General features: G+C 60.6%; 13 protein-coding genes. 10 read left to right on the top strand and 3 right to left on the bottom strand.

Annotation, left to right across the window (positions count from 1 at the left end):
* The 6 genes from fabG to gmk all read left to right on the top strand — a co-directional run bounded on the left by fabG (position 1) and on the right by gmk (position 5528).
* The gene (fabG, locus tag H2509_RS06720) at positions 1-738 is read left to right on the top strand and encodes a 3-oxoacyl-[acyl-carrier-protein] reductase (RefSeq protein WP_182163542.1); all 738 of its coding nucleotides are present in this window, start codon (positions 1-3) and stop codon (positions 736-738) included.
* A 255-nt stretch (positions 739-993) separates the two neighbouring features.
* Positions 994-1230, top strand: a complete 237-nt coding sequence (locus tag H2509_RS06715; protein WP_182163540.1) for an acyl carrier protein — start codon at positions 994-996, stop codon at positions 1228-1230.
* Positions 1231-1308: 78 nt separating this feature from the next.
* Positions 1309-2574, top strand: a complete 1266-nt coding sequence (gene fabF / locus H2509_RS06710) for a beta-ketoacyl-ACP synthase II (RefSeq protein ID WP_182163538.1) — start codon at positions 1309-1311, stop codon at positions 2572-2574.
* A 90-nt stretch (positions 2575-2664) separates the two neighbouring features.
* The gene (mltG, locus tag H2509_RS06705) at positions 2665-3846 is read left to right on the top strand and encodes an endolytic transglycosylase MltG (RefSeq protein WP_182163535.1); all 1182 of its coding nucleotides are present in this window, start codon (positions 2665-2667) and stop codon (positions 3844-3846) included.
* 85 nt (positions 3847-3931) lie between these two features.
* A complete protein-coding gene (locus tag H2509_RS06700) occupies positions 3932-4822 on the top strand; it encodes a YicC/YloC family endoribonuclease (RefSeq protein ID WP_182163533.1) in 891 nt (296 codons plus the stop codon).
* A gap of 4 nt (positions 4823-4826) precedes the next feature.
* On the top strand, positions 4827-5528 hold the full coding sequence (gmk, locus tag H2509_RS06695) for a guanylate kinase (RefSeq protein WP_182163531.1): 702 nt from the start codon (positions 4827-4829) through the stop codon (positions 5526-5528).
* Between the two features lie 12 nt (positions 5529-5540).
* Here gmk and H2509_RS06690 read toward each other — a convergent pair whose 3' ends face one another.
* Positions 5541-6194, bottom strand: coding sequence for a MarC family protein (locus tag H2509_RS06690; RefSeq protein ID WP_182163529.1), 654 nt, complete (start codon positions 6192-6194; stop codon positions 5541-5543).
* A 294-nt stretch (positions 6195-6488) separates the two neighbouring features.
* Here H2509_RS06690 and gyrA point away from each other — a divergent pair, with 294 nt between their 5' ends.
* Complete coding sequence (gene gyrA / locus H2509_RS06685) at positions 6489-9158, top strand: DNA gyrase subunit A (protein WP_235974768.1); 2670 nt, start codon at positions 6489-6491, stop codon at positions 9156-9158.
* A gap of 23 nt (positions 9159-9181) precedes the next feature.
* Here the strand turns inward: gyrA and H2509_RS06680 are convergent, their stop codons facing one another.
* Both H2509_RS06680 and H2509_RS06675 read right to left on the bottom strand, forming a co-directional pair.
* Positions 9182-9535 (bottom strand): hypothetical protein, encoded by a 354-nt coding sequence (locus tag H2509_RS06680; RefSeq protein WP_182163525.1) that lies wholly within the window; start codon positions 9533-9535, stop codon positions 9182-9184.
* A gap of 655 nt (positions 9536-10190) precedes the next feature.
* A complete protein-coding gene (locus tag H2509_RS06675) occupies positions 10191-10484 on the bottom strand; it encodes a hypothetical protein (protein ID WP_182163523.1) in 294 nt (97 codons plus the stop codon).
* A 138-nt stretch (positions 10485-10622) separates the two neighbouring features.
* Here H2509_RS06675 and coaD point away from each other — a divergent pair, with 138 nt between their 5' ends.
* The 3 genes from coaD (at position 10623) to H2509_RS06660 (ending at position 12305) form a co-directional block, all read left to right on the top strand.
* On the top strand, positions 10623-11129 hold the full coding sequence (coaD, locus tag H2509_RS06670; protein ID WP_182163521.1) for a pantetheine-phosphate adenylyltransferase: 507 nt from the start codon (positions 10623-10625) through the stop codon (positions 11127-11129).
* Positions 11130-11215: 86 nt separating this feature from the next.
* Positions 11216-11746 carry a peptidylprolyl isomerase gene (locus H2509_RS06665; RefSeq protein WP_235974766.1) on the top strand — a complete coding sequence of 177 codons (531 nt, stop codon included), beginning with the start codon at positions 11216-11218 and terminating at the stop codon, positions 11744-11746.
* Between the two features lie 124 nt (positions 11747-11870).
* Positions 11871-12305, top strand: coding sequence for a peptidylprolyl isomerase (locus H2509_RS06660; protein ID WP_182163833.1), 435 nt, complete (start codon positions 11871-11873; stop codon positions 12303-12305).
* The last annotated feature ends 52 nt before the right edge of the window (positions 12306-12357 follow it).

Raw genomic sequence — 12357 nt, 5'->3', positions numbered from 1 at the left:
ATGTTCGATCTTACGGGCAAGGCGGCGCTGGTGACCGGTGCGAGCGGCGGCATCGGCGAGGCGATCGCCCGCGCGCTGCATCGCCAGGGCGCCACCGTCGCCATATCGGGGACCAGGGCGGAAAGGCTGGAGACGCTGGCCGCCGAGCTTGGCGAGCGCGTACATATCTGCGTTGCGAACCTTGCCGACCGTGAAGCCGTGGACGGCCTCGTCCCAGCGGCGGAGGCTGCCATGGGGCAGCTCGACATTCTCGTCAACAATGCCGGGATAACCCGGGACAATATCTTCATGCGCATGAAGGACGAGGAGTGGGACCAGGTTCTGGAAGTGAACCTTTCCGCCGCGTTCCGCCTGTCCCGTGCCGCGGTGAAAGGCATGATGCGACGCCGTTTCGGCCGTATCATCTCCATCACGTCGGTCGTCGGCGTCACGGGCAATCCGGGGCAAGCCAACTATGCGGCTGCGAAGGCGGGCATGATCGGCATGACGAAATCGGTCGCCCGCGAGGTTGCCAGCCGCAACATTACGGTCAACGCGATCGCCCCCGGCTTCATCGAGACCGCGATGACCGATGTGCTGAACGACAAGCAGCGGGAATCGATTCTGCAAAGCGTCCCCGCGGGGCGTTTGGGCACGTCTTCGGAAATTGCCGCCGCCACCGTCTACCTCGCCAGCGAGGAAGCTGGATATGTCACCGGTCAGACGCTTCACGTGAATGGCGGTATGGCAATGATTTAATTGGCAGAATCTCCAGGATCCGGACGCCGGCCGCAAGCGGTTCGGGCCGGCGTTCCCCTGGCTGGTCAAGCCCTGTAAAGTGTGTTACCAACCCGCCGGTCGAATAGCGCATTCCCCCAAGGCAATGCAAAGACGTCCGGCGGCGGAACAGGCGGTTCGGACTGGCATCGCGACCTCCGAATTCCGATGATCCGGCTGGTCGTCACGAACGGGGCGCTTAATACGGGCACCGCGAAGTTATCGAGGAACTATCACATGAGCGATATCGCAGATCGGGTTAAGAAGATCGTCGTCGAGCACCTCGGTGTTGACACCGACAAGGTGGCGGATGACGCCAGCTTCATCGATGATCTGGGCGCAGACAGCCTCGACACCGTCGAGCTGGTTATGGCCTTTGAAGAAGAATTCGGCGTCGAGATTCCCGATGACGCCGCCGAGACGATCCTGACCGTCGGCGACGCCGTCAGGTTCCTTGAGAAGAACGCCGGTTAATCGGTTCGCGAGACGAAGCGGACGGGTATTGATCATCCGTCCGTTTCGTATTGTTGCGACGCAGGATACAGGATCGTGATGAGGCGAGTTGTCGTAACCGGAATGGGAATGGTGACGCCGCTTGGCTGCGGCGTCGAAACGACCTGGAAGCGGATTCTCGAAGGGGAAAGCGGTGCCAGGCGTATCGACACCTTCGAGACGAGTGATCTCGCCTGTCAGATCGCTGCCATGATTCCACGGGGCGACGGCTCGAACGGAACGTTCAATCCGGACGACTGGATGGATCCGAAGGAGCAGCGCAAGGTCGACGACTTCATCATCTATTCGATGGCTGCGGCGGATCAGGCGCTGGCCGATGCGGGTTGGAAGCCGGAGAGCTACGAAGACCAGGCGCGCTCCGGCGTTTTGATCGGTTCGGGCATCGGCGGTCTCCAGGGTATCGAAAGCGCGTCAATGATTCTCGCCGAGAAGGGACCGCGCAGGATCAGCCCGTTCTTCATTCCGGGCCGGCTGATCAATCTTGCCGGCGGCTACGTGTCGATCCGGCACGGGCTCAAAGGCCCCAACCACGCCGTCGTGACAGCCTGTTCCACAGGCGCGCACGCAATTGGCGACGCCGCGCGGCTGATCGGCTTCGGCGACGCCGACGTGATGGTCGCCGGCGGGACGGAATCGCCGATCTGCCGCCTTGCCATGGCCGGCTTTGCGGCATGCAGGGCGCTGTCCACGAATTTCAATGACGAGCCCGAAAGGGCTTCGCGTCCTTACGATCGGGACCGTGACGGCTTCGTGATGGGCGAGGGCGCGGGTGTGGTGGTGCTCGAGGAATACGAGCATGCCAAGGCGCGCGGCGCCAAAATCTACGGCGAAGTGATCGGCTATGGCCTGTCGGGCGATGCGCATCACATTACAGCGCCCGCAGCCGATGGCGATGGCGCCTACCGGTGCATGCAGGCTGCCCTGAAGCGCGCCGGCATCATGGCCTCCGAGGTCGACTACGTGAACGCCCACGGCACCTCCACGCCGCTTGGCGACGAGATCGAACTGGGCGCGGTCCAGAGGCTGGCCGGCAACAACGGTGCCGGCTTGACGATGTCGTCGACGAAATCTTCGACCGGACACCTGCTCGGCGCGGCCGGTGCGATCGAGGCGATCTTCTCGCTGCTGGCGATGCGCGACAACGTCGCTCCCCCCACGATCAATCTGGAAAACCCGTCCGTCGAGACGGAGATCGATCTCGTGGCCAATCGGGCTAAGTCCGTGGAAATCAACGTTGCGCTGTCGAACTCATTCGGGTTTGGCGGCACGAACGCATCGCTGGTTTTCCGTAAAGTGGCTGCTTGACACGACGCTCCGTCATTTGGCCATAGTCACCTCCGACCTCTATCGGGCGGGGGTGACGCAGACGATCAACCTGACGGGAATGCGGCAGTCATGAGCGAGATCGAAAACGAGAACGGTCCTGCTTCTCCGGCCGTTGACAACGCGGATATTCGTGTTCACCCGAAAAGCCCGCGCGAAGCGATCCAGCCTGAACCCGCGCCGCCACCTCCGGCGCGTTCCAGGCATGTGCGCAACCCCATCGTAATCTTCATCAACTTCCTGCTGACGGTTGCCGTTCTCGGCGTGATCGCTGCTGGCGGCCTGCTTTATTGGGGAAAGCTCCAATTCGATAGCGAAGGGCCGCTCAAGGAAGAGAAGACGGTGATCATTTCGTCCGGTTCGGGTCTGGACTCGATCGCCTCCATACTGACTTACCAAGGCGTGATCGAGGATGACCTGGTTTTCAAGGCCGGCGTGTGGATCTACAAGAACGCACGCAAGCTGAAAGCGGGTGAATACGCCTTTCCCGCCGGGGCGTCGATGCGGCAAGTGATGGACGCGCTCGTGGAGGGCAAGGCCGTTTATCATGCCGTGACGGTGCCCGAGGGCTGGACGAGCGCGCAGGTTGTCGAACGTCTTAAAAGCGATCCGACCCTGGTGGGCGAGCTGACGGAGATTCCACCCGAGGGTGCGCTCCTGCCGGAAACCTACAGCTTCACGCGCGGCACGACGCGCGAGCAGATCCTGCAACAGATGATTTCGGCGCAGACCAAGGCGCTCGCAGAGATCTGGGAGCGTCGCGCCGATGGCTTGCCGGTCAAGTCGCCGGAAGAACTGGTCGTTCTGGCGTCGATCGTTGAGAAGGAGACGGCAAGAGCCGACGAGCGTCCCCGCGTTGCGGGCGTTTTCGTCAACCGGCTCAACCGCGGAATGCGCTTGCAGTCCGATCCGACCATCCTCTACGGGCTTTACGGCGGAGAGGCATGGAAGGTCGACCGCTCGGCAATCAAGCGTTCGGAGCTGGACGCGAAAAACCCCTACAACACCTACCAGATCGACGGCCTGCCACCGGGCCCGATCGGAAATCCCGGCCGGGCGGCCATGGAGGCGGTCGCCTCGCCATCGCGAACAAGGGATCTCTATTTCGTAGCGGATGGCACCGGAGGTCATGTCTTTGCCGAGACATTCGAGCAGCACCAGCGCAATGTCGCCAAGTGGCGGCAGGTCGAGCGCGATGCGCGCAGGAAACAGGAAGAAGAGGCAGGGGACGGCGACAAGCCGGCTGCCAACTGAGACGCCCGAATTGCTCTGAAGTCGGATTTTACAGGGCGGGCGCCGATCAATGACGACCCGCCCTTCATTTATCAGGGAGTGCACTATGGGGCTGGCGAGCATGACCGGCTTTTCCCGGGTTGAAGGTACAGGCAAGGCCTGTCGCTGGACCTGGGAGATGCGTTCGGTCAACGGAAAGGGCCTCGATATCCGGCTGCGGCTTCCCGCAGGGCTTGAGGATCTTGAAGCGCCGGTGCGCGAGGCGGTCGGCCGCGGATTGAAACGCGGCAACATTACGATCGGCCTCAGCCTGCAGCGCGATCAGGGCGAGGCGGTGCTGCGGATCAACGAAACCGCTCTCGAAGCGGTGCTGAGCGCGGTACAGCTGCTTCATCGCCGGCTTCCCGACGCAAGCCCGCCCACCCTCGACGGGATCCTGTCGCACAAGGGCGTGCTCGAACTCCAGGAAGCGGAGGAGGACGAAGCCGACCGAGAAGCGTTGCGTGAAGGATTGCTGGTCTCTTTTAACGAAGCCCTGACGGCCCTGGCGGCGATGCGCCGGTCGGAAGGCGCGGCAATCGGGGAGGTCCTTGCGGGTCAATTGGCGGCGATCGAGGACTTGACGAGACGCGCGGAAATCCATCCGGCCCGCCAGCCGGACGCAATTCGGGAGCGGCTGAAAAAGCAGGTCGAGATGCTCATTGAAGCAAGCGCGACCCTCGACAGTCAGCGCCTGCATCAGGAGGCGGCGCTGCTGGCGACCCGCGCCGATATCCGCGAGGAACTCGATCGGCTTTACGCGCATGTCGCGGCGGCGAGGAAACTTATTGCCGATGGCGCGCCGGTGGGACGCAAGCTCGACTTTCTGGCGCAGGAGTTCAATAGAGAAACCAATACACTCTGCTCGAAGTCCAATGACACGGGACTGACGGCGATCGGCCTTGAGATGAAGGCCGTCGTCGATCAGATGCGCGAGCAGATCCAGAACCTGGAGTAAATGGATGAGCGACAAGCCGACCGGGACCGTGGTGACCGCGGATCAGGCCGAGGCGAGCCGGCGCGGTCTGATGCTCGTGCTTTCTTCGCCCTCCGGCGCCGGCAAGTCGACGATCGCACGCCAATTGCTCGCGGAAGAAAAAGAGACGATCACCCTGTCGATCTCGGTGACGACCCGGCCGCGCCGGTCGAGCGAGATCGATGGCGTGCATTATCACTTCATTACGCCTGACCGGTTCCGCCAGATGCGCGACAGGGACGAGTTGCTGGAATGGGCCGAGGTTCACGGCAATTACTACGGCACACCGCGCGATCCGGTGGAATCGGCGCTTGAAAGCGGGCGCGACGTGCTCTTCGATATCGATATCCAGGGCACGTTCCAGCTCTACGAGAAGATGCGCGAGGACGTCGCTTCTATTTTCATCCTGCCGCCATCCATCGCCGAGATGAAATCGCGGCTGAACCGCCGGGCGGAAGACACGGACGATGTGATCCTGCGTCGCCTGCAGACCGCGGTTGGCGAAATGCGCCACTGGTCGAAATACGATTACATCATCGTCAACGACGACCTGGAACGTGCCTTCAAGGGCGCTCGCGCAATCCTTCACGCCGAGCGTTTGAGACGTGAGCGCTCGCCGGCAATCGGAACCTTCATCGAAGGAATGATGCAGGACCTGCAGCAGGAACTCGGTGAAGACAAGGATTGAGGTCCCGTCTGCTCAAGTGATACCGGAGGCGAGGCCGCCTTTCACGAATGAGGCCACGCCATCGGCGATGAACTGCACCGACAAGGCCGCCAGCAGGACGCCAAGCAGGCGTGTAATCACCATCGACGCCGTTTCGCCCAACAGTCGCTCGATCCTGGAGGCAAGGAGAAAGGCGACAAGGCAACTGCCGACAATTATGGCGATGACGGCAATCAATCCGGTGTAGGAGATCGCGTCCCGGGCTTCGGATGACAGGAGGATCACCGCGCTGATCGCCGCCGGCCCGGATATGAGCGGAATGCCGAGCGGGAAGACCGCGACACCGTGCAGATCGTCGTGATGGCCGGCCATGGCTTTTTCCGCCGTTTCCGTTTTGCGCTTCTGCCGCTTTTCGAAAACCATCTCCACGGCGATCATCAAAAGCAGCAGCCCGCCGGCGATCTGGAAGGCAGGCACGGAAATGCCGAGGGTCTTCAGCACGCTTTTTCCGGCGACAAGAAAGAGCAGCAGAATTCCCCCGCCGATCAAGGTGGCCTGGACCGCGATCTTGCGCCTTTGCCGCGGCGTGGCACCGGCGGTAACCGCCAGGAACATCGGAGCAAGACCAACGGGATCGATGGTGACGAAAAGGGTCGCGAAGGCATTCAGCAGATAGTCCGTCACCATATTTAGCCCCTTTCCCTCGTGCCGTTTCCGGGTCCGGATCTGCATAGCACAGATCGCAGCGCCATTTGACCTCGCACACTATGCACAAGTTCTGCAGTCAATCTTTTAATTCATTGAAACATAAAGATTATTAAGCTGCGCGGCAGCAGTGTCAGATTTGTCGAAACGAGCGGAATCGGCTATAAACAAACCACCTACCACAAGACATGAGACGCATCCTTGTCAGATCAGGATTTGAACGCCCCGGCCGGCGGTTTGCCGTCCGATATACGGCCTGTTTCCATCACCGATGAAATGAAGCGCAGCTATCTCGACTACGCGATGAGCGTAATCGTGAGCCGTGCTTTGCCGGACGTTCGGGACGGGCTCAAGCCGGTGCATCGCCGCATCCTGTTCTCGATGCACGAAAACGGCTACGAGTGGAACAAGCCCTACCGCAAGTCGGCACGCGTGGTCGGCGACGTGATGGGTAAGTATCACCCGCATGGCGACAGCGCGATCTACGATGCGCTCGTTCGCATGGCGCAAAGCTTTTCCCTGCGTCTGCCGCTGATCGACGGCCAGGGCAATTTCGGATCGGTCGACGGCGATCCGGCTGCCGCGATGCGCTACACCGAATGCCGCCTGCAAAAGGTCGCCCACAAGCTCCTGGACGATATCGACAAGGATACGGTCGATTTCCAGGACAACTACGACAATTCGGAGCGCGAGCCGGTGGTGCTGCCGGCGAAGTTTCCGAATCTTCTGGTGAACGGCGCCGGCGGCATTGCCGTTGGCATGGCGACCAACATCCCGCCGCACAACCTTGGCGAGGTGATCGACGCGTCGATCGCCTTGATCGAGAACCCCGCGCTTTCGCTCGAAGAACTGATGCAGATCGTGCCGGGACCGGATTTTCCGACCGGCGGCATCGTCCTCGGACGCTCCGGCATCCGCTCGGCCTATGAGAATGCGCGCGGTTCGATCGTCATGCGCGGCAAGGTCGAGGTTGAGGAGATTCGTAAGGACCGCGAAGCGCTGGTGATCTCCGAGATCCCATACCAGGTCAACAAGGCGACGATGATCGAGAAGATCGCCGAACTGGTCAGAGAAAAGCGGATCGAGGGTATTTCAGACATTCGCGACGAATCCGATCGCGACGGCATGCGCGTCGTGATCGAACTGAAGCGCGAGGCGATGGCGGATGTCGTGCTGAACCAGCTGTATCGCTTCTCGCCGCTGCAAACGACCTTCGGCGCCAATATGGTGGCGCTGAATGGCGGCCGGCCGGAACAGCTTGGCCTCAAGGACATGCTGACCGCCTTTATCGCCTTCCGCGAAGAGGTTGTCGGCAGGCGCACCCGTTTCCTGCTGGCCAAGGCGCGCGACCGCGCCCACGTACTGGTCGGTCTTGCGATTGCCGTCGCCAATATCGACGAGGTCATTCATCTGATCCGTACCGCGCCGGATCCTGCCACGGCCCGCGCCCAGTTGATGGAGCGCAACTGGCCGGCAAAAGATGTGGAGTCGCTGGTTCGGTTGATCGACGATCCGCGTCACGCGGTCGCGGAAGACGGAACCTATCGTCTGTCGGAAGAGCAGGCGCGGGCGATCCTCGAACTCCGCCTTCAGCGCCTGACTGCGCTTGGCCGCGATGAGATCGCGGACGAACTGAACAAGCTCGGCGACGAGATCCGGGACTATCTTGAGATCTTGCGTTCGCGCGCCCGCATCCAGCAGATCATCTGCGAGGAACTCACCGCGATCCGCGACGAATTCGCGACGCCGCGCCGGACCGAACTCATGGAGGGCGGCGCGGACCTGGAGGACGAGGACCTCATCCAGCGCGAAGACATGGTCGTCACCGTCAGCCACGCCGGTTACATCAAGCGCGTTCCGCTAGATACCTACCGGGCGCAGAGGCGGGGCGGCAAGGGCCGCTCCGGTATGGCAACGAAGGAAGAGGATTTCGTCTCCCGGCTCTTCGTGGCCAATACCCATACTCCGGTGCTGTTTTTCTCCTCACGCGGGATCGCCTACAAGATGAAGGTCTGGCGCTTGCCCGTTGGTGGCCCTACGTCACGCGGCAAGGCGCTCGTCAATATGCTGCCGCTTGAGCAGGGGGAGCAGATCACGTCGATCATGCCGCTGCCGGAGGATGAGGAAAGCTGGGCGAACCTGGACGTGATGTTCGCCACGCGGCGCGGCACCGTACGGCGCAACAAGCTTTCCGACTTCGTGCAGATCAACAAGAACGGCAAGATCGCGATGAAGCTCGACGAGGGCGATGGCATCGTCGGAGTGGAGACCTGTACTGAAAATGACGACGTCTTATTGACGACGGCAGCCGGCCAGTGCATCCGCTTCCCGGTTCCGGAAGTCCGGGTTTTTGCCGGCCGCAATTCGGTTGGCGTGCGCGGTATTGCGCTTGCCGACGATGACCAGTTGATCTCCATGTCGATCATTCGCCACTTCGACGCGAGCGCGGAGGAACGTTCGGCCTATCTGAAACATCGGCGGCTGATGCGCGGCGAAACGGAGGAAACTGCTGCGGAAGTGGAGGAAGGCGCCTCCAACGGCGAGCTTAACGAGCAGCGCTACGTGGAAATGAGCGCCGCCGAACAAGTCATTCTGACTATTTCGGAAAACGGCTTTGGCAAGCGGACTTCGTCCTTCGAATACCGGACCACGGGGCGCGGCGGCAAAGGCATCGTCGCCATGACGGTGAACAAGCGCAACGGCCCGCTCGTGGCTTCCTTCCCGGTGGAGGAAGACGACCAGATCATGCTGGTGACCAATGGCGGGCAGTTGATCCGTTGTCCGGTGGACGGCATTCGCGTTGCCGGACGGTCCACGCAGGGCGTGATCGTCTTCAACACGGCGGAAGACGAGAAAGTCGTCAGCGTCGAGCGCGTTTCGGAGGTGGACGACGAAGGCGGCAATGGATCGGATGAGGCGCCTGACGAATCTTCCGCCGAGGCGTGATTAAATGCGGTAGCGGCGTCAATTCAGCGCGCCGCTACCCGAACAAGCGTGGAAGTCCGATTGGCGAAATCGCGCTCTTCGAACGTGACGCGACGGATATTTCGGGTCGTTTCGCCACCGGTGATCGCGGAAACGCAATCTGCCGACCAGTTGCCCCATGCCTGACCGTTGCAGGTCAGCGGGAGGGTGGCATTCATGCGGTCGGATTTGCTCAACGCCGTTGTGACGATCACCGGGTCGGGGGATGAACTTTCCCCGACAAAACGATCGAGAGCCGCTGCAGCGCCAAAAAACACGCCAAGCGCTGCAACGGTGGCTATCGACAGTTCCTTCAGGCGGGTATTCGGAACCACCTCCTCTTGGTGGAGAAAAGTCATCTGTTTCACTCCCTCATCGCGTGGTGCGATCTTCGATGACTTCACTCTCTTTCAATTGCCTCAAGGAGACAGTGATCCACGTCACGTATCTGTCGGCGCGATCGTTGGATCGGAATTACGAAGAAGAACGGATCCCGCCGTTCGTTCCTGCGGGGTAACCGATATGGGTCCCTGCACGGTTGCGGAAGAAGGCCCGTCATAACAGTCCGGGTCTTCCTCCCTGAAGATCACGCCTTCGCACTGACCCCGGTGAATCTCTTGCGGGGCTGGCAAGGCGATGTGGATAACAGACTCTGCACGACCCGAACTACCGTCCGCAGTGATGGAGAAGCCGGCAGTCAGGGCAATCAGCAGGGCGATACTCGCTACCCACGTGGTCATTGCGACCGAAGCTTGAAATCTAAGTTTCGCAATCATGCATCTTAAAATGGGGATGGCCACAGGAAATTCAATTGCTTTTGTAACGGGTTACCGATCATCAATACGTGATATTGTTTATTTTTACATTCGTTCTCTGCGTAAGATGATGGATCTATTGATAAAGCTTACGGTTTCTTCAAAGTAACCCGTTGGACGGGGCTTGAAATAAATACGGCGGCGAGCCGGGGAGACTCGCCGCCGCATTGTGAAGTGATCCGAGGTCAGGAAAAGCGGATCACTCGGTAATCATCTTTCTGATCAAAACAGTTGTCGTGTCGACGGTACGCGCCTGGGTTATGTAAGCGCCGGGCTTCGGTGAGGCGCTTCCTGCGGAACCCAAATGCGTGCAGCCTTTGGACGTATCGACCATTGTGACCTCTTCGCATGCCACTTTCACGAGCGGCACGAGCCGGTCACCCTTGCTTGCTGCACTCGAATCCGCGTGACGATCGACATCGAACACGGCGAGTAGCAAAGCTGCGCAACCTGCCGCCAGGATCAACCCCCAGCGCCCAATCGCAGTCAGCATATTCGCCTCCTTTTATTATGTGGAAAACCCTATCATCCTTTGGGTTAATTTTAAAGAAAATCATTGAGCGTTGCTTGTTTGCTACATTGAGTGCTTGCGGCCACTTGTCAGCCAGATCAGGGGTGAGTAGGAAGAGGCATGTCACGTATCGCCCTTTATCCGGGGTCATTCGACCCGGTCACCAACGGCCATCTCGATCTGTTGCGCCATGCCCTCGGGTTGGCGGACAAAGTCGTCGTGGCAATTGGAATCCACCCCGGCAAAATGCCGCTTTTCACCTTCGAGGAACGTGTCGCCATGATCGGGGAGGTCGCCGAGGCGGCGTTCGGTTCCCTGGATGCGACGCGCATTCAGGTGATTTCCTTTGCGAACCTGGTGGTCGACGCCGCGCGGGACCACGGGGCGACCTTTCTTATCCGGGGGCTGCGAGACGGCACCGATCTCGACTACGAAATGCAGATGGCGGGGATGAACGGCACCCTGGCTCCGGACGTGCAGACGGTTTTCCTGCCCGCTTCGCCGGACGTGCGCCATATTACAGCGACACTTGTTCGCCAGATTGCGAAAATGGGTGGCGATATATCGCCTTTCGTGCCGCGCAATGTCGCCGTCCGCATCGCGGAAAAGCTGGCAGACACTGCCTGAGCAAGCCGCTGCCCGCGTGTGCCCAACAGAATTTTCGGTGCAAATCCATCGTTCAGCACCTTTGAGGAGGATACCCCTTGTCCCGACTGATTGCCGCAATCCTTGCTGTTGCAATTGCCTTTGGCTTTGCCTCGACCGCTTCCGCGCAGCAACTCGACCCTGAAAACACGCTTTACCTCGACCTGAAAGACGGGCGCGTCGTGATCCGCCTGCTGCCGGACGTGGCGCCGAAGCATGTGGAGCAGATCAAAAAGCTTACGCGGCAGGGGTTTTACGATGGCATCGTATTTCACCGTGTGATCGATGGCTTCATGGCGCAGACGGGCGACCCGACCGGCACCGGTACGGGCGGATCCGATCTGCCGGACATCCCGGCCGAGTTTTCGAACGTGCCCTATGAGCGCGGCACTCTGGGCATGGCCCGCACCAATGACCCCAACAGCGCGAATTCGCAGTTTTTCATCATGTTCGCCCCCGGTGACTTCCTGAACGGCAAATACACCGTCTGGGGGCAGGTCGTCGAAGGAATGGAGCATGTGGACGCCATCACGCGCGGCGAGCCGCCTGCAAACCCCGACAAGATCATCAAGATGCAGGTGGCCGCGGACGCGAAGTGAGGCGAAGGCCCTGCTGTTTCACGCGATTGCAGCATGACAAGCGCCGCCGCTACCGATAAGAAGGCCGCAAAATTCAAGGAGAACAACCGTGGCTGACTACAAGGACCCGGAAAATACCCTCGTGATGGAGACCACCAAGGGTCCCGTCGTTATCGAAATGCGGCCGGATCTGGCGCCCGGCCATGTATCGCGGATCAAGGAACTGGTGCGCGACGGCTTCTATGATGGCATCGTGTTCCATCGGGTGATCGACGGTTTCATGGCGCAGACCGGCTGCCCGCAAGGAACAGGAACCGGCGGTTCCGGCAAGAAGCTGAAGGCCGAATTCACCAAGGAAAAGCACAAGCGCGGCACGTGTTCCATGGCGCGGGCCATGGACCCCAATTCCGGCGACAGCCAGTTCTTCATCTGCTTCGCCGATGCTCCCTGGCTTGACGGCCAGTACACCGTCTGGGGCCAGGTGATCGAAGGCATGGAAAACGTCGACGGCATCAAGCGCGGCGAGCCTGTTCGCGATCCCGACAGCATCGTCTCGGTGAAGGTTGCCGCCGACGCGTGACGAGCGCCGATTGACCTGAAAGGCCACGGACTGGGATTGTCCGTGGCTTTTT

Source organism: Stappia albiluteola (assembly GCF_014050225.1).
Classification (GTDB): Bacteria; Pseudomonadota; Alphaproteobacteria; order Rhizobiales; family Stappiaceae; genus Hongsoonwoonella; species Hongsoonwoonella albiluteola.
This window is presented reverse-complemented; position numbering and strand designations above follow the sequence as displayed.